15 protein-coding genes, 2 tRNA genes, 1 pseudogene and 1 riboswitch are annotated in these 16,779 nt (G+C 55.0%); of the genes and pseudogenes, 4 read left to right on the top strand and 14 right to left on the bottom strand.

The genetic code is table 11. The annotated features are described in order from the left end of the window. Nucleotides 1-64: 64 nt before the first annotated feature. The 13 genes and pseudogenes from NQT62_RS11725 to NQT62_RS11785 form a co-directional block, all read right to left on the bottom strand. On the bottom strand, nucleotides 65-487 hold the full coding sequence (locus NQT62_RS11725) for a response regulator (RefSeq protein WP_256764908.1): 423 nt from the start codon (nucleotides 485-487) through the stop codon (nucleotides 65-67). Beyond that, the gene (locus NQT62_RS11730) at nucleotides 484-3,483 is read right to left on the bottom strand and encodes a HAMP domain-containing sensor histidine kinase (RefSeq protein WP_256764909.1); all 3,000 of its coding nucleotides are present in this window, start codon (nucleotides 3,481-3,483) and stop codon (nucleotides 484-486) included. Before NQT62_RS11730 ends, NQT62_RS11725 begins: the two co-directional genes overlap by 4 nt. Nucleotides 3,484-3,490: 7 nt before the next feature. Continuing rightward, nucleotides 3,491-4,465 (bottom strand): ABC transporter substrate-binding protein, encoded by a 975-nt coding sequence (locus NQT62_RS11735; protein ID WP_256764910.1) that lies wholly within the window; start codon nucleotides 4,463-4,465, stop codon nucleotides 3,491-3,493. Nucleotides 4,466-4,668: 203 nt separating this feature from the next. Continuing rightward, a tRNA-Pro gene (locus NQT62_RS11740) sits at nucleotides 4,669-4,745 on the bottom strand. A 28-nt stretch (nucleotides 4,746-4,773) separates the two neighbouring features. Further along, the gene (locus tag NQT62_RS11745) at nucleotides 4,774-5,160 is read right to left on the bottom strand and encodes a MerR family transcriptional regulator (RefSeq protein ID WP_256764911.1); all 387 of its coding nucleotides are present in this window, start codon (nucleotides 5,158-5,160) and stop codon (nucleotides 4,774-4,776) included. Nucleotides 5,161-5,200: 40 nt separating this feature from the next. Beyond that, nucleotides 5,201-5,476 (bottom strand): annotated as a pseudogene (locus tag NQT62_RS11750) (integration host factor subunit alpha); the annotation flags it as partial. A 117-nt stretch (nucleotides 5,477-5,593) separates the two neighbouring features. Continuing rightward, a complete protein-coding gene (pheT, locus tag NQT62_RS11755; RefSeq protein WP_256764912.1) occupies nucleotides 5,594-8,026 on the bottom strand; it encodes a phenylalanine--tRNA ligase subunit beta in 2,433 nt (810 codons plus the stop codon). A 21-nt stretch (nucleotides 8,027-8,047) separates the two neighbouring features. After that, nucleotides 8,048-9,004 carry a phenylalanine--tRNA ligase subunit alpha gene (gene pheS, locus NQT62_RS11760; RefSeq protein WP_370569186.1) on the bottom strand — a complete coding sequence of 319 codons (957 nt, stop codon included), beginning with the start codon at nucleotides 9,002-9,004 and terminating at the stop codon, nucleotides 8,048-8,050. A 155-nt stretch (nucleotides 9,005-9,159) separates the two neighbouring features. Beyond that, nucleotides 9,160-9,516 carry a 50S ribosomal protein L20 gene (rplT, locus tag NQT62_RS11765; RefSeq protein ID WP_256764914.1) on the bottom strand — a complete coding sequence of 119 codons (357 nt, stop codon included), beginning with the start codon at nucleotides 9,514-9,516 and terminating at the stop codon, nucleotides 9,160-9,162. A 15-nt stretch (nucleotides 9,517-9,531) separates the two neighbouring features. Further along, on the bottom strand, nucleotides 9,532-9,729 hold the full coding sequence (gene rpmI, locus NQT62_RS11770; RefSeq protein ID WP_256764915.1) for a 50S ribosomal protein L35: 198 nt from the start codon (nucleotides 9,727-9,729) through the stop codon (nucleotides 9,532-9,534). 170 nt (nucleotides 9,730-9,899) lie between these two features. Then, nucleotides 9,900-10,418, bottom strand: a complete 519-nt coding sequence (gene infC / locus NQT62_RS11775) for a translation initiation factor IF-3 (RefSeq protein WP_256765187.1) — start codon at nucleotides 10,416-10,418, stop codon at nucleotides 9,900-9,902. 29 nt (nucleotides 10,419-10,447) lie between these two features. Beyond that, nucleotides 10,448-12,355 carry a threonine--tRNA ligase gene (thrS, locus tag NQT62_RS11780; protein WP_256764916.1) on the bottom strand — a complete coding sequence of 636 codons (1,908 nt, stop codon included), beginning with the start codon at nucleotides 12,353-12,355 and terminating at the stop codon, nucleotides 10,448-10,450. 120 nt (nucleotides 12,356-12,475) lie between these two features. Continuing rightward, a tRNA-Val gene (locus NQT62_RS11785) sits at nucleotides 12,476-12,552 on the bottom strand. Between the two features lie 138 nt (nucleotides 12,553-12,690). Here NQT62_RS11785 and NQT62_RS11790 point away from each other — a divergent pair. After that, entirely contained in the window at nucleotides 12,691-12,954 is a 264-nt protein-coding gene (locus tag NQT62_RS11790) for a hypothetical protein (protein WP_256764917.1), read from the top strand. Here NQT62_RS11790 and NQT62_RS11795 read toward each other — a convergent pair. Next, a complete protein-coding gene (locus NQT62_RS11795) occupies nucleotides 12,951-13,532 on the bottom strand; it encodes a TMEM165/GDT1 family protein (RefSeq protein WP_256764918.1) in 582 nt (193 codons plus the stop codon). The two genes, NQT62_RS11790 and NQT62_RS11795, sit on opposite strands and share 4 nt — an antisense overlap. A 4-nt stretch (nucleotides 13,533-13,536) precedes the next feature. Next, a riboswitch (yybP-ykoY riboswitch) is annotated at nucleotides 13,537-13,748 on the bottom strand. Nucleotides 13,749-13,879: 131 nt separating this feature from the next. Between NQT62_RS11795 and NQT62_RS11800 the strand changes: the two genes are divergently transcribed. The 3 genes from NQT62_RS11800 (at nucleotide 13,880) to fabI (ending at nucleotide 16,773) form a co-directional block, all read left to right on the top strand. After that, nucleotides 13,880-14,716, top strand: coding sequence for a UDP-2,3-diacylglucosamine diphosphatase (locus tag NQT62_RS11800; protein WP_256764919.1), 837 nt, complete (start codon nucleotides 13,880-13,882; stop codon nucleotides 14,714-14,716). Nucleotides 14,717-14,750: 34 nt separating this feature from the next. After that, nucleotides 14,751-15,896 (top strand): glycosyltransferase family 4 protein, encoded by a 1,146-nt coding sequence (locus NQT62_RS11805; RefSeq protein ID WP_256764920.1) that lies wholly within the window; start codon nucleotides 14,751-14,753, stop codon nucleotides 15,894-15,896. Nucleotides 15,897-15,987: 91 nt separating this feature from the next. Then, a complete protein-coding gene (gene fabI, locus NQT62_RS11810; protein WP_256764921.1) occupies nucleotides 15,988-16,773 on the top strand; it encodes an enoyl-ACP reductase FabI in 786 nt (261 codons plus the stop codon). The last annotated feature ends 6 nt before the right edge of the window (nucleotides 16,774-16,779 follow it).

The raw sequence follows: 16,779 nt of genomic DNA on the forward strand, positions 1-16,779 counted from the left end.
CATCGGGTCTGGTCACAGTCAGCTAAATGACTTTGCCTGGTGAATGGGCAAAGCCAGGCGTGCTTTATTGGGTGGCCAGGCTTTTTCGGAGCCGCTCCAGCTCCCTGTTCAAACCTTGAATGGCCAACTGTCGTTCAATCTTGATTTTCAGCAGCGACGGGTTCACTGGTTTGGCGATGAAATCGCAGGCACCCGCGGTCAGTGCTCTCAATTCACTGGCCGATGAGTCATCCCCCGTCACCATGATGACTGCCCATTGCGCACACCGCGGGTTGGCGCGCAATTGTTCAAGAACAGCATAGCCATCCATGTCCGGCATGTTGGCATCCAGCAACACCAAATCCATTTGCACGGCAGCCGCCAACTCCAAAGCCTCCTCACCTGAGGTTGCAGCACAAATCTGGTACGTCGATTCCAGAATGCCATTGAGCACCCGGATATTGGTGATGGCGTCATCCACAATCAACAGGGTTTTGGGATGGGTCATGCATCCTCCGGATGTTGGTTCAAGGCATGTTCAAACTCGTCAAGCCAGTTCTGTGCCTCTTTGAATTTCAGATCGTCGAGTGCTGCATGCACTGGACTGTAAACCGACTCCAATGCACTGCCGCGAAGGCTGTCTGCAATGTCCTCACTCAACTTGTGGGCTGACATGGAATGCTTCTGAATCAGGACCGACAATTCATCGGTCTGATGGGCCAAGACGACCAGATCAACACCGTGCGTGCTGTGTTTGACAGTGACCGCTTCAAACGACGCCACTGACTGAATGGCGGTCAACAGCACGTCCAATCGATTGAAAAACTTTTCAAGACAACGCTTGACTGACCCTTCACCCCGTTGAAGTGACTCCTCCAGCGCCTGCGTGGCATCACGCAAGGCGTGCGCTCCCAGACTGCCTGCCTGCCCTCTCAACTTGTGAAGATAGGCCAACAATGCCGGCCTGGATGCTTCATCCAACTGCTGCGAAACAGCCGCTTTTGCGTCTCGATATTCATCATAAAAACGCATCAGCAACTGGCGGAATAACCGCTCATCGCCTTGCAGTTGAATTTGAGCAGACTGCGCATCAATACCGCTTAAGGTAGGCCACTGCAAAGACGCCACATCCTGAACAGGCTGCCGCGGCAATACAGGCAATGGTTCACTGCGGTACCGTTGCACGGCATTTCGAACACAACGCACCAATTGCTGAGGATCAATCGGCTTGCCCAGAAAACCGCTAACACCCGCCTGCATGGCGCGTTCGCGTTCCTCAGTCATGACACCAGCAGTCAACGCAACCACTGGAAGATCGTGCAAATTCAATTCCCCACGAATACGTTGGGTCGTCTCTCGACCATCCAGTCCTGGCATCTGCATGTCAATCAGCACCAAATCAAACGCCTGCGCATTGACCTGCAGGTGAGCCAATGCGGCATGTCCCGATTCGCAGGTGGTCACCTGAGCGCCCTGATTCTCCAGAATCCGTCGGCACACCTCCAGATTCATCGGGCTGTCATCAACCACCAAAAAATGCAGGCTGCTCAACCACAGGTTATTGCTCACATCCAGTACAGAGAAATTCAGCAAATAATCCAAATCCTGCTGGTTGCGCGTCACCAGGCGGTTTAAAGCGTTGAACAAGGCCGATGCAAACACGGGCTTGTTCAGCACCACATGGGGCAGCGCTTGCAAACCATCTTGAAGCTCAACAGTCTGCAGGTCTCCAAGCACCACCCAATACGGCATGATGTGTCCTTGAAATAGACGCCCCACATCACCCACCAGTTGACCCAGTTCGACAGGCCCACACTGTTCAGCGACCATCAAGCAGTCAACGCGCTCCCCAGCGTCAAGGTCGGTGGCCAAACCCGCAACAAATGCCTCAGGTGTTGTGCTCACTTTCACGGCCCAACCAAATCCAGCCGCGATGGTTTCAAGCCTGTCCTGATCTGCCAGATCAGGCTCCAGAATACGAATATTGAAATGCCGGACCGGCGTCCGTTCGTCCGACAAATCCGACAAACGCTGAGCATCGGTTAACGGAATCTCCACCCAAAACACACTACCCTCACCCGGTACGCTGTTCAAGCCGCTGCGCCCGCCCATTTTGTCCGTCAGCATTTTGACAATCGACAAGCCAAGCCCTGTTCCACCATGCCGACGCGACGATGAGGAGTCCACCTGCGTAAATGGCGTAAACAGCTTTTCAGCATCCACTGCAGAAATGCCGATGCCCGTGTCCTGAACCTCAAAGCGAACCCACACTGGGCTGGATTCATGGGACGTTTGACTCAAGAGGTTGGCGCAAACAGTGACACCACCATGCTCGGTGAACTTGATGGCATTGTTGGCCAGATTGATCAAAATCTGACGGATCCGGTTGGCATCGCCCTCCAACAGCCGCGGCACTGCGGCCCCCACAGGCACCACCGTCAAGTTCAAGCCCTTGCGGCGTGCACCTGGCGCCAGCATCACCTCCAGATCATCCAGCAAATGCTGCAGGCTAAATGGCTGTATTTCCAGATTGAGCTCACCCGCCTCGATTTTCGACAAGTCCAGAATGTCATTGATCAAACCCAACAAACTTTGGCTGGCGGTGTGAATCGTGTCCAGCTGACTGTGCTGGTCATGGTCAAGCTTGGTAAATCCCAGCATGTAGACCATGCCGATGATGGCATTCAAGGGCGTACGGATTTCATGGCTCATGTTGGCCAAAAAGTCGCTTTTCGCACGGTTGGCCTGTTCGGCTTGGTCCTTGGCCTCCCGGGCAGAATCTTCTCGAGCCTGCAACGTGACAATCATGCGATCAAACACTTCGGCCAACTCACCCAATTCATCTTGGCTTCGATAGCCCGACAACACCCCAGTCTGGTTACGGATCAAGGCCTGGGCAGACCGGCTGAGCAATGCAATTGGCCTGAGCACACGCATCCACAAGGTGCCCGCCAACAGCGAGATCACCAGCAACAACAGGCCTTGCCCCACCAAGGCTTGGTTTCGCTGGCTTTCATTTTGCAACTGTCGACGGTGTGTCAGGTCGGTCGACAATTCAAACGCCGCCTCGCTGATGCGGCGGGTCTCATTGAGCAATTGGTCCAGCAAGGTGTCCCGCAGGTCACCTTGCAGGCTCGCCCCGCCATCGTCCAGGGTTTGCTTCACTTGCGCCTGCATGGCCTGCAGCGCATCAGCGCTTTCCAGCATGTCGTCAACTTGCTTGCGGTACACATCCCCAGTGCTGGCATACAACACCAAGGCCTCACGCATGGACCGGTGGGTTGCGTCCCACTGCCGCAGTGCACGGCGGCTACTCGGGTGAATCGCGAAATCCTGCATCAGCACCAAAAGCCCGGAGGCATCCCGCGAAATCACCTCCACGGCTTCCCGCTGCTGGTTCAACATCAGCTGCACCTGCCGGTCTGCGTACAACATGGTCAAGCGATACCCCACTGCGGCAAACGCAATCAGCAACAAACTGATGAGCATGGGTCGAATTTTCAATCTGCACTCACTTCATCAAAGAAACCGCACGTTTGTGGAGCAACGTCAGTGGTCCCACACGGATGTACGACAAAAAATCCGGTTCTGACTTCGCGTCCACCAATTTCTCCCGCAGCGCCCAACGTGACTGAGCCTCCAGCGTACTCAGCAGGGTTTGGGACAGCTTCAAATCAAAGTCGTATTGGTCCAGGGACACCAGATCTGCCGCACTGGTCGACACCCCCTGTTTCAATTGCGCCTTGGCCTGATCTGGATGGGTGTTGATAAAGTCCGTTGCTTTGGAAATCGCCTTCAGAACCTTCACCAGGTCAGCATCCGATACAGATTTCGAGCTGATTAAATTGAACGTCGGCGTGTAGAGCTTTGGATTGGGCAACACCCGCCATTGATCGCCCAATACGGCTTTGGCACGACTGGCCAACGGTTCGTAAAGGCCAGCGGCGTCGTATCGGCCCTCTCGCGTCAGCGTTTCAATTTGGGCTGGATCCAATTGCACCTTTTGGACACTGTCGGGATCCACACGGTAAAAATTCAGGAATGTGTCCGTGAAATAGTGACTTGAAGTGCCTGCCACAAAGCCAATCCGTTTTCCCTTCAAGTCCTGCACAGACTGAATACCGGAATCTGATCGAACAAAAAAGATGTTGTCTTTGGTCGATGTACTCAACGTGGCCACCACATCGAAGGCTTTACCCTGATGCGCTGCAAACACCAAGGGCATGTCGGCCGTGGTGGACAGGTCGGCCTCACCGTCCATGAGGTGCTTTAAACAGCGTTTGCCATTCACGCAACGAATCACCCGAACGTCCAGGCCTTCTTTGGCGAAGTAACCCAGATCTGCGGCCAAAATGGCGGGATAAAAACCCACCACCTCTGCCAAAGCAAGGGTCAGAGGTGCAGCCTGGGCTGGCTGCACCAACGCTGCACACAACCCCAGAACCCAGGCCAATGTCCATCGACCCATCAACAAGGCATTCAACATGGTGTAACCGGCTCCGCATTTTGGGTGAGTACCCTGCAGATTACGCCGTCCAGCATGGGGTTCCATCACGGGAAATGAAATGTTAAAACACCCTTAATTTAATAGTTAAAGATGTTTAACGGATGGGATGAGCCCCAGCGGAATGAAGACAACAGTCCATGAAAAAAGCCCGAGCGTCTAATCAACACTCGGGCTTTTCAATTTGGTCGGAATGAGAGGATTCGAACCTCCGACCCCTTGCACCCCATGCAAGTGCGCTACCAGGCTGCGCTACATTCCGAAGAAGCGAGATTATAGCTGTGTTTCGCTTAGTCTTGAAGCGCAGCGCGCAAATTCAACAATTGTTCTTTCAAAACCTCACGGTCAATCAACACTGGCAACGGCTGGTCATTGGCAGGGCCATTTTTTTCCTGGTCCAAGCGGTTGCGAGCGCCATTGATGGTAAAACCGTGTTCATACAACAGCTCACGAATACGGCGAATAAACAGCACTTCATGGTGCTGGTAGTAACGCCGGTTGCCGCGCCGTGTGATGGATTTTAGCTGGGTGAACTCCTGTTCCCAGTAACGCAGCACGTGGGTTTTGACGCCGCACAAGTCGCTCACCTCACCGATGGTGAAATACCGCTTGGCCGGAATGGGCGGCAAGCTTGCGGTGGGTGCTACTTTCTCGGATTCGTGCGGTTTCTGGATCATTCTCGACTTTTACCCCGGCTGTTGTGCAGGTTAGGCCCCTTTATTCAACCAATGCTTTAAGTTTTTGGCTGGGATGAAAGGTTACCACTCGGCGTGCAGCAATGGGGATCTCCTCGCCGGTTTTTGGGTTTCGACCTGGGCGCTGAGGTTTATCGCGCAACTGGAAATTGCCAAAGCCTGACAATTTGACCGATACACCGCCTTCCAGCGTGTTGCGGATTTCATCAAAAAATGCGTCCACAAAATCCTTCGCTTCCCGCTTGTTCAGCCCCAAACTGTCAAACAGCATCTCAGCCAATTCAGCTTTGGTCAGCGAACCCGACGCCAAACCATCTTCAATCAGGTCTTGGCGGTCATTTCGGGTGTTGGAATCATTCGAGCGGTCGTCAGTCAACACAACTTGGTCCACGGTTATACCTTCAAACTTAAATAATCAGCGCAAACGGGCTGCACAACGCTGGCCAGCCAGTTCAATCATGTGGTTCAACAGGGGTTCAATGTCAGCGTCAGTCAGGCTTCGGTCGCTGGCCTGCAGGGTCAAGCGGAACGCCAAACTTTTCTCATTTGCTTTCAGACCCTTACCTTCGTCTTTCGGCACAAATTCATCGAAAAGGATAACCGATTTCACCCAGCCCTGGTTGCCTTCTTTGGCATCTGTCAGTGCTTTTTTCAGGTCGGCAGCACGCACCTGCTGATCCACAACAAAAGCCAGGTCTCGCACCACGGCCGGTTGCTTGGAAATGTCCGTGTAGGCAGGCAGTTTTCGAGTATTCAAACCATCCAGCAGCAACTCAAACACCATTGGCGCCAAGGGCAGGTCCTGCGCATGGGCCAATTTGGGGTGCAACTCACCCACAAACCCAACCACACGGTTATTCACCAACACCTGGGCACTGCGCCCTGGGTGTAAGGCTGGGTGGGGCGTGTTGGCTTCGAAAGCCTTGAATTCCACCTTTTTGCCAGCCAGCAACTGCTCCACGTCACCTTTGATATCGAAAAAATCCAGCAAACGGTTGTTGGAAGCGCCCCATTGCAATTGGTCGGCCAAGCCATAAGCCAGCCCACCCAATTTCCAGGTTTGCATGAAGCCCGCAACAGTTTGAGGGCCATTGCCCACCTTGGCATTTTTCTCGAACACACGGGCCACTTCAAACACACGCAGTCGGTCCACACGGTGCCCCAGGTTGTGTTTGAGCACACCGGTCAGACTTCCCAACAACGTGGATCGCATCACGCTCAAATGGCTGGCAATCGGGTTGAGCAAGCGCACAGGGTCGGTGTTGGCATTGAAATCGGTTTCCCACTGCTCGGGCGTAAAGCTATAGCTCACCACTTCTTGATAGCCCATGGCTGCCACCTGCCGGCGAATGGCATGGCGGCTCAGCTTGCTTTCCGGGGCCGGCAACATGCTGAGCTTGCCCAGGGGCGCACGCAGGGGCAGGCTGTCATAGCCCACCACGCGGATCACTTCTTCAATCAAGTCTTCTTCAATCTCGATGTCGAATCGGTAACTGGGTGGTGTAACCACGTAACGCAAATCGGCGCCCTGCCCCTCAAGGCCGAAGACAAAGCCCAACTGGCGGAATACTGTCTGAATCTGTTCGGTTGTAAACGGCATCCCGATCACGCTTTCGGCCCGGGCATGGCGAAGCGTCACGGGCTGTCGCAAGGGCAAGCTCAACACTTGGTCCTGCACTGGCCCGGCTTGGCCACCACAAATCTCAAGAATCAGCGAGGTGATGCGCTCCAGGTGCTCAGGAATGCTCTGAAAATCCACACCGCGCTCAAAGCGATGGGACGCATCGGACGAGAAATTGAACTCCCGTGCCCGCCCCACGATGGCATCCGGGTGCCAAAAAGCGGCTTCAACAAAAATGTTGGTGGTGGCCTCATTCACAGCGGTGTGGTTCCCACCCATGATGCCAGCCAAGGCCTCGGGCCCCTGCGCGTCGCAAATCACGCCAAAACGCGGGTTCAGCGTAACGGTCATCTCATTGAGCAATGTCAGTTGCTCACCTTCACGGGCCCAGCGCACGGTGAGACCGCCCTGCACTTTGTCCAGGTCGAACACATGGCTTGGGCGCCCCAGCTCCAGCATCACATAATTGGAAATGTCCACCAGCGGGCTCAGGCTGCGCTGCCCGGCACCCTCGAGCCGCTCAACCATCCACTGCGGTGTTTTCACCGCGTTGTTCACGCCTCGAATGACACGGCCCGCGAAGCGACCGCACAGGTCGGTGTTTTCAACGGTAACCGGCAGGGTATCGCCAATGGCAGCCGCCACCGGTGTGAATGCGGGTGGGTTGAGTGTTGCGCCGGTGAGTGCGGCCACTTCGCGGGCAACCCCCCACACGCTCAAGCAGTCGGCACGGTTGGGGGTCATCTTCAGGGTGAACTTCATTTCGTTCAAACCCAGCAAGTCACGCACGTTGCCTCCCACTGGCAGGCTGGTGTCCAGAATGTGCAAACCATCCACGTCGCTGGGAATGCCCAGCTCTTTGCCTGAACACAACATGCCACCACTTTCAACACCGCGCATTTTGGTGGGCTTGATATTAAAGCCCCCCGGCAACACTGCACCAGGCAAGGCGCACGGCACTTTCAGGCCCTCGGCCACATTGGGTGCACCGCACACGATTTGACGCACATCGCCCTCGCCCACCTGCACTTGACACACGCTCAAGCGGTCTGCGTCAGGGTGTTTGTCCTTCTTGACCACCAAGCCAACCACCACGCCTGAAAACTCAGGCGTCAGCGGCTCCAGCTCTTCCACTTCCAAACCGGCCATGGTGAGCTTCTCGCCCAAAGCCTGCGTGTCAAGGTCGGTATTGACCAGGGATTTCAACCAGGATTCTGTGAATTGCATTGTTGCTCGTCCAAGCGGTAATCAGTTGAATTGCTGCAGAAAACGAATGTCGTTTTCGTAAAACAAGCGCAGGTCGTTGATGCCGTAGCGCAGCATGGTCAATCGGTCTGGGCCAACGCCAAAGGCGAAGCCTGTGTACTTTTCGGGATCGATGCCCACATGACGCAGCACGTTGGGGTGCACTTGCCCGGAGCCGGCAATTTCCAGCCATTTGCCCTTGTTGGGGCCACTGGTGAAAGCCATGTCGATCTCGGCTGAAGGCTCTGTAAACGGGAAAAAGGACGGGCGAAACCGAATGGTCAGGTCGTCGGTTTCAAAAAAGGTTTTCAGAAAGTCGATGAACACCGCCTTCAAGTCGGCAAAGCTAACACCCTCGTCAATCCACAAGCCCTCCACCTGGTGGAACATGGGCGAGTGAGTAGCGTCGCTGTCCACACGGTACACGCGCCCCGGCGCAATAATGCGAATGGGCGGCTTGCTGGTTTGCATGTAGCGCACTTGCATGGGCGAGGTGTGGGTGCGCAACAGGTTGCCACCTTCCACATAAAAAGTGTCATGCATGGAACGGGCCGGGTGATTTTCCGGTGTGTTCAGCGCCGTGAAGTTGTGAAAATCAGTCTCGATTTCTGGTCCATCGGCCAGATCGAAGCCAATGGAGGTAAATATTTCTTCAATGCGTTCCAGGGTGCGCATGGCTGGATGCAAGCCACCCACTCCGCGGCTGCGACCCGGCTTGGTCACATCAATCGCCTGAGCTTGTAACTTGACTTGCAGGGCAGCGTCGGCCAGGGCTTCGCGACGTGCATTCAACACGGCTTCCACCTGTTGCTTCAACTGGTTAATCTCCGCCCCCCGAGTCTTTTTCTCCTCGGGGCTGAGTGCTGCCATGCCCTTCAACAGCTCAGTCACCTTGCCCTGCTTGCCCAAAAACTGGGCTTTGATATTTTCAAGCGCAGCAGGGTCTGAGGCTTGTGACATGGCCGAATTGGCCTCGGTCAATATGGCGAGCAGCGAAGCATCCATGGTGTGTTGGCGTGTGAGGAACGGCTTTGAGTGAAGCCTTAGATTGTACTGTGCAGAAACGACAAACGGGGCCCGAGGGCCCCGTTTTTACTGACAGCGACGACTCGGCGTTAAGCCTGAGCAGCGCGAACCTGTGCGACGATGGCAGCAAATGCGGCCTTGTCGGTCACGGCCAGGTCAGCCAACACTTTGCGGTCCAAACCGATGGCTGCTTTTTTCAGGCCATTGATGAACACACTGTAGGTGATGCCGTGCTCGCGGACAGCCGCGTTGATGCGGGTGATCCACAGGGCGCGGAACACGCGCTTTTTGTTGCGACGGTCACGGTAAGCATATTGACCAGCACGCATCACCGCCTGTTTGGCGATGCGGAATACATTGTTGCGACGACCGCGAAAGCCTTTGGCTTGCGCGATTACTTTCTTGTGACGGGCACGGGCCGTAACACCACGTTTAACGCGAGGCATAGTTCACTCCTTCAATTATGCGTAAGGCATCATGTCGCGAATGCGGCCGATGTCGGAAGCATGCACGGTTTCCATACCACGGAGCTGACGTTTGCTCTTGGTGGTTTTCTTGGTCAGGATGTGTCGCTTGAAGGCGTGACCACGCTTGATCGATCCGCTGGAGCGGACCAAGAAACGCTTGGAGGCGCTCTTTTTGGTCTTCATCTTGGGCATCTGGGTGCTCCTAATGAGTGCGTGCAGGTGATTTCAACACATTGATTTGAAATACTTTTAAGACCTGTTGCGCAAACTACTTGCCAAAAAAATTCGGCAAGCCCACGATTATAGCGTGAACCTGCCGATTTACACAAGACGCGGAGCACCCAGAAGGGCTCCGAATTCGCTTATTTCTTCTTCGGACCGATCATCATGACCATTTGGCGACCTTCCAACTTGGGCATTTGCTCCACAGTGCCCAATTCCTCCAGGTCTGCCCGCACACGTTCCAGCAGGCGTGCGCCCAGTTCCTGGTGGGCCATTTCACGGCCACGAAAACGCAAGGTGACCTTGCACTTGTCGCCTTCTTCCAGGAAACGCGTCAAGCTGCGCAGCTTTACCTGGTAGTCGCCGTCATCCGTACCAGGACGGAACTTGATTTCCTTGATTTGAACCTGCTTCTGCTTGGACTTGGCTTCCTGCGCCTTTTTCTGCTCTTGATAACGGAACTTGCCGTAATCCATGAGCTTGGCCACCGGTGGCACCGCCTGGGGTGCTATTTCCACCAAATCCACATCGTTTTCTTCGGCCATGCGAATGGCGTCCAGTGTTTTAACGATGCCCAGCTGCTCACCTTCTACTCCGATGAGACGCACCTCAGGAATGCGAATTTCCCCATTGGTGCGATGTTTCTTTTCCGCGACGATGTTGTGCCTCTTTTAAGTCAGATAAAAATTCAGGTTCTGGCCGCAATGTCGCCGAGAATGCGTTGTGCAAATTCGGCCACTGGCATGGAACCCAGGTTGTCGTTACCGCGCAGGCGCACGGCAACTTGTCCAGAATCGCGTTCCTGATCGCCAATCACGGCAATATACGGAACCTTCTGAAGCGTTTGCTCCCGGATTTTACGATTGATCTTTTCGTTACGCAAATCGGCCTGGACTCTAATGCCTTGTTTCTTCAACATTTGCACCACAGTGTGAGCATATTCATTGTGCGCATCGGTGATGGTTGCCACCACCACCTGCACTGGCGACAACCACACGGGCATGGCCCCTGCGTGGTTTTCAATCAAAATACCGATAAAGCGTTCCATGGAACCCACGATGGCTCGGTGAAGCATCACGGGCGTGCGGCGGCTGTTGTCTTCCGCAACATATTCGGCGCCCAACCGGCCTGGCAACTGGAAATCCACCTGGATGGTGCCGCACTGCCACGAGCGGCCCAGGCTATCTTTCATGTGGTATTCAATTTTGGGACCATAGAATGCGCCTTCTCCCGGCAACTCCGTCCATTCCACGCCGCACGCACGCAACGCATCCCGCAGTGAGTTTTCGGCTTTGTCCCAGGTTTCGTCGCTGCCCAAGCGGGCTTCTGGCCGCAAGGCCAGCTTCACGGCAATGTCACTGAACCCAAAGTCGGCGTATACCCTCATTGCCACCTGGTTAAACAGGGTGACCTCGTCACGCACCTGGTCTTCCGTGCAGAAAATGTGACCGTCGTCCTGGGTGAAGCCACGCACCCGCATGATGCCGTGCAGGGCGCCCGAGCTTTCGTTGCGATGACAGGCACCGAACTCACCATAGCGCAGCGGCAAATCGCGATAAGAACGCAAGTCACTCTTGAATACTTCGATGTGGCCGGGGCAGTTCATGGGTTTGAGCGCGTAATCCCGCTTTTCCGACTCGGTGGTGAACATGTTTTCTTTGTAGTTGGCCCAATGGCCCGACTTTTCCCACAACTTGCGGTCCAGAATCTGCGGACAGCGGATTTCCTGGTAGCCACCGTCCAGATATACGTTGCGCATGTACTGCTCCACTTGCTGCCAAATGGTCCAGCCCTTGGGGTGCCAAAACACCAAGCCGGGCGCTTCGTCCTGCATGTGAAACAGGTCCAGCTGCTTGCCCAGTTTTCGGTGGTCGCGCTTTTCGGCCTCTTCAAGGCGGTGCAGGTAGGCAGCCAGGTCTTCTTTTTTGGTCCAGGCGGTGCCGTAAATGCGGGTCAGCATTTCATTGTTGGAATCGCCACGCCAGTAGGCACCCGCCACTTTCATCAGCTTGAAATGTTTTAGTTTGCCGGTGGATGGAACGTGCGGACCACGGCACAGGTCAATAAAATCGCCTTCTCGGTACAGGGAGATTTTCTCGTTGGTGGGAATGCTGGCAATGATTTCGGCCTTGTAATGCTCCCCCAAGCCCTTGAAAAACATCACAGCCTGATCGCGGTCCCATTCTTCCCGGACGACCACTTCATCCAGCTTGGCCAGTTCCAGCATCTTCTTCTCGATGGCCTCAAGATCTTCAGGTGTGAATGGCCGCTCGTAGGAAAAATCATAGTAAAAGCCGTCTTCAATGACCGGGCCAATGGTGACCTGGGCGGACGGGTACAGGCTTTTCACCGCGTAGGCCAACAAGTGGGCTGTGGAATGGCGAATCAGATCAAGCCCGGCATCATCTTTCTCGGTGATGATGGCCAGGCTGGCGTCCTGCGTGATGGTGTGAGAGGTGTCCACCTGTTTGCCATCGACATAACCCCCAAGGGCCGCTTTGGCCAGTCCGGGGCCAATGCTCATGGCCACATCGGCCACGGTTACAGGTTTGTCGAAAACGCGTTCGGATCCGTCAGGCAGGCGGATGACAGGCATAGTACTTCCCTTGCAATGTGCTGTGGTGCGCAGTGATTGGAGCAAAAAAAAAGTGCGACGAATTCAGCCGCCGCACTTTCATTTTACCATCAGGCCACAACGTGATTCCGGATCAGGTTGTGGTAGGCGCGATTGGACTCGAACCAACGACCCCCACCATGTCAAGGTGGTGCTCTAACCAACTGAGCTACGCGCCTGCGCTGAAAGAGGTGCGATTGTACAACAGAACACCGGAAAGTCAATGCGCGCTGGGAACGGGCTTGACATTAGTTTTGACAAGACCTATTGTCACAATACAAAAAACATCACCAACCGCACTGAGAGACAGACTCACCATGAAAGTGACACCCCAATCATTTGAATCCATGCGCAAAGTCATGAACGGCTTCTGGATTGTTGTACCCGCCTACATGCTGATGAGCTTGGTCATGCCTATTTTCCTGATTTTGGCAGCGCTGTTGCTGGTCGCGCACACGCTGGAACTGCCCATTGCATTCCTGCGCCTGCGCGGCAAAAACCTGCCCACCATGGAAGTGGTGTCCAAGACTTTGTTGTATGGCTTCACCTGGTGGTTGCCCAAGAGCCTGGAAGCGCGTTAAAACCCAAACCGCCCACCAGCACCCAACAAGGTCGCAAGGCCCAAGGCTGCAAACAATGCAGCTGCAACGCCGTGAACCAACTTCATCGGGATCTTGCTGGCGAGCCTGTCGCCAGCAAACACGGCGGGTACATCAGCAATCAACATGCCCAGGGTGGTGCCAGCCACCACCATGAACACGTCTGAATAGTGCGCCGCCATGGCCACTGTCGCAATTTGGGTTTTGTCGCCCATTTCCGCCAAAAAGAAGGTGACGAACGTGGCACCAAACACGCCGAATTTGCTGGCCAGTTGAGCTTCCTCGTTCTCAATTTGGTCTGGAACCAGGGTCCACACAGCCATCCCCAGAAATGAAATACCCAACACCCAGCGCAAGATGTCCGGGCCAACACTGGCAGTAACCCAGGCGCCCACCGCACCAGCCAAACCATGGTTGATGAGCGTCGCGGCCAGAATGCCCAACACAATGGGCCAGGGTTTTTTGAATTTGGTGGCCAACAAAAATGCCAGCAATTGGGTTTTATCGCCGATTTCGGCCAGGGCAATAACGCCGGTGGATACAAGCAGTGCGGATGACATGGAAGAGTTCCTGGCCCGGAGTAAACGCAATGACTCCCTCGCCTACCCGGGCCATACCAGGCTGCGAAGTCGTCAAAGGTCTTGCCAAGTGCGTGCCGTACAGCGCTGTGTACATCGCGACCGCGGGTGCCATGGTCGAACGGTCAAGTTCGGTACCAAGTGTGTTGACACCAGCCCTTTTCAATCGAAAGGCGGCTACTCCCCAATGAGTGGGCGAACTATAAGAGAAAGCCCAGGCAATTGCAAGTCATCCTGCCCAGGTGATGCGCAGCCCCACCGGATCACTGTAAAAAAAGAATCACAAATTTGTCACAGGCCAGTCAAACCCCGCGCGTGTAATGCGTTGCATGATGACAAAACAGACAGAGACCATGCTCAACGACACCGGTGGCAAAGACCAGCACTACCGCACCATCTGGATTTCAGACATTCACCTGGGCACCCCAGGCTGCCAAGCAGATGCCCTGCTGAATTTTTTAAAGCACAATGAGAGCGACACGCTGTACCTGGTGGGCGACATTATTGACGGATGGCAGCTGCGCAAGGGCTGGTATTGGCCACAGTCACACAATGACGTGATTCAAAAAGTGCTTCGAAAGGCCAGAAAAGGCACCCGCGTGGTCTTCATACCCGGCAATCACGACGAGGCGGCGCGGCAATTTTGCGGAATGACCTTTGGCGACATTCCCATTCTGGAGCGTGATGTGCACACCACGGCAGATGGCAAACGCCTGTGGGTGGTGCATGGCGATGAGTTCGACCAAGTGGTGCGCTACGCCAAATGGCTGGCTTACCTGGGCGACACCCTGTACAACGTTGCGCTCATGCTGAACCGGGTGTTGAACAACATCCGGATTCGATTGGGTTACCCCTATTGGTCGCTGTCACAATACCTGAAACACCAAGTGAAGAACGCGGTGAATTTCATTCTTGAATTCGAGAATGCGTTGATTCACGAAGCCAAGCAGCAAGGCTACGACGGTGTGGTTTGTGGGCACATCCACAAAGCAGAAATCAAACAGGTCGATGGTCTGTTGTATTGCAATGATGGCGACTGGGTAGAAAGCCTCACCGCCCTGGTCGAAAAACCCTGCGGCACCTTGGAGATTGTGCACTGGCCACACAGGGACCCCGTGATCAAGCGGCTTGCATCACCAGCAACGCAGACTGCTGAAACGGTGTGAACCGGCTGGATTGCCACCTCTGAAGGAGATTCCAATGCGGATTTTAATCGCCACCGATGCCTGGGCACCTCAAATCAACGGTGTGGTGCAAACATTGACCCAACTGTGCTTGCAGCTCAAAAGTCAGGGACATGAAGTGCAAGTCATCCACCCTGGGTTTTTCAAGACTGTACCCTGCCCCACTTACCCTGAAATTCGCTTGGCAGTGTGGCCTTGGGCGGGTGTTCGCAAGGCGATCGACGAATTTAAGCCCCAAGCCATTCACATTGTGACCGAGGGTCCGATTGGCTTGGCGATGCGGCTCATCGCACGAGCCCGTCGGTTGCCGTTTACCACGGCTTACCACACCCAGTTTCCGGAATATGTAAAGGCGCGGACTGGCATACCCATTCGCTTCACCGCACGCGTGCTGCGCTGGTTTCATGGCGCCAGCAGAAATGTCATGGTGCCCACGCAAAGTGTGATTGATACGCTGCGTGAACGCGGCCTGACCAACTGCGTGTTGTGGCAACGTGGCGTGGACTTGAGCCGCTTCAACCCTGAACCCAGCCAAGCCGCACGGAACCTGGCCTACAACCCCGATGCCTCCCATGAAGATGACCCGGTGCAGGTGGAGATTCTGAAAACACTGCAGTCACTGGTGATTGAACGACCCGCTTTTTTATACGCTGGCCGCGTTGCAGTCGAAAAAAATCTGGAGGCCTTTTTAAGCCTGGATTTGCCCGGGGAAAAGTGGGTGGCCGGGGACGGGCCAGCCAAAAAACAACTGGAAAAACAACATCCCGATGTACGCTGGTTTGGCATGCAAAACCATGCTGCTCTGGCAGAAATTTATCGGCAGGCCGATGTGTTTGTGTTCCCAAGCAAAACCGACACGTTTGGGCTGGTATTGCTGGAGGCCATGGCCTGTGGATGCCCGGTGGCAGCCTTTCCAGTCAATGGACCGATCGACGTGGTAGGCCAGTCCGGAGCGGGTGTATTGGACGACAACCTGAGAACAGCCGCACTGGCTGCATTGCACATCCGAAGGTCCGTTCCCCGGGCACATGCAGGCACCTTTACCTGGGCCGAATGCGCACGACAGTTTTTGGAGCACCTTGCACCGATTGAGTGGGGCCCCCACTTGAAAACCATCAACAAGCCCGCCCGGCTGCAAGGCAAGCCGGTGCGGACACCCTGAAACGCCGCACAAACCAAACCCACGAAGCCTGCCGCGCCTATAATAGCGGGACAATTCAATCACAGGATGTCCTCTCTCAGGAGCAAGCAACGTGGGTTTTCTCGCTGGTAAAAAAATTCTCATTACAGGCCTGTTGTCCAACCGGTCCATCGCATATGGCATTGCCGAATCCTGCAAGGCTCAAGGTGCAGAACTGGCTTTCACCTTTCAAAACGAACGTTTTGAGCAGCGCGTGAAAGACATGGCGGCCGAATTCGGTTCCTCACTGACTTTCCCGCTGGATGTGGCAGAAGACGCCCAAATTGACCAACTGTTTGTAGACTTGGCCAAACACTGGGATGGTTTGGATGGCTTGGTGCATGCCATCGGATTTGCACCCCGTGAAGCCATCGCGGGGGATTTCCTAGAAGGCATCTCTCGGGAGGCTTTTAAAATCGCGCACGACATTTCTGCCTACAGTTTCCCGGCGCTGGCCAAAGCTGCCTATCCCATGATGCAGGGTCGAGAAGGCGCGCTGCTCACATTGAGTTACCTGGGTGCGGTCAAAACTGTTCCCAACTACAACACCATGGGCTTGGCCAAGGCGTCACTGGAAGCTTCCGTGCGATACCTCGCTGAAAGCCTGGGTCCACGCGGCATTCGGGTCAATGGCATTTCGGCTGGCCCCATCAAGACCCTGGCGGCTAGCGGCATTAAAGGGTTCAGCAAAATTCTGCATGCCGTGGAGGAGGCTGCGCCTTTGCGTCGCAATGTGACCATTCAGGATGTGGGCAATGTGGCGGCATTTTTGCTGTCTGACCTTGCACGGGGAGTGACTGCCGAAATTACCTATGTGGATGCTGGGTACAGCACCGTCGTCAGCGGCATGGCCGAGTAATCACCT

Source organism: Limnobacter humi (assembly GCF_024518835.1).
Taxonomy (GTDB): domain Bacteria; phylum Pseudomonadota; class Gammaproteobacteria; order Burkholderiales; family Burkholderiaceae_B; genus Limnobacter; species Limnobacter humi.

Excerpts from the sequence above, each read along its gene's own strand:
- rpmI (WP_256764915.1), bottom strand. The coding sequence starts at position 9,729 with ATGCCCAAGATGAAGACCAAAAAGAGCGCCTCCAAGCGTTTCTTGGTC.
- NQT62_RS11795 (WP_256764918.1), bottom strand. The coding sequence starts at position 13,532 with ATGTCATCCGCACTGCTTGTATCCACCGGCGTTATTGCCCTGGCCGAA.
- NQT62_RS11745 (WP_256764911.1), bottom strand. The coding sequence starts at position 5,160 with ATGATCCAGAAACCGCACGAATCCGAGAAAGTAGCACCCACCGCAAGC.
- pheT (WP_256764912.1), bottom strand. The coding sequence starts at position 8,026 with ATGCAATTCACAGAATCCTGGTTGAAATCCCTGGTCAATACCGACCTT.
- NQT62_RS11790 (WP_256764917.1), top strand. The coding sequence starts at position 12,691 with ATGAAAGTGACACCCCAATCATTTGAATCCATGCGCAAAGTCATGAAC.
- thrS (WP_256764916.1), bottom strand. The coding sequence starts at position 12,355 with ATGCCTGTCATCCGCCTGCCTGACGGATCCGAACGCGTTTTCGACAAA.
- NQT62_RS11805 (WP_256764920.1), top strand. The coding sequence starts at position 14,751 with ATGCGGATTTTAATCGCCACCGATGCCTGGGCACCTCAAATCAACGGT.
- NQT62_RS11725 (WP_256764908.1), bottom strand. The coding sequence starts at position 487 with ATGACCCATCCCAAAACCCTGTTGATTGTGGATGACGCCATCACCAAT.
- NQT62_RS11735 (WP_256764910.1), bottom strand. The coding sequence starts at position 4,465 with ATGTTGAATGCCTTGTTGATGGGTCGATGGACATTGGCCTGGGTTCTG.
- rplT (WP_256764914.1), bottom strand. The coding sequence starts at position 9,516 with ATGCCTCGCGTTAAACGTGGTGTTACGGCCCGTGCCCGTCACAAGAAA.
- pheS (WP_370569186.1), bottom strand. The coding sequence starts at position 9,004 with ATGTCACAAGCCTCAGACCCTGCTGCGCTTGAAAATATCAAAGCCCAG.
- NQT62_RS11800 (WP_256764919.1), top strand. The coding sequence starts at position 13,880 with ATGATGACAAAACAGACAGAGACCATGCTCAACGACACCGGTGGCAAA.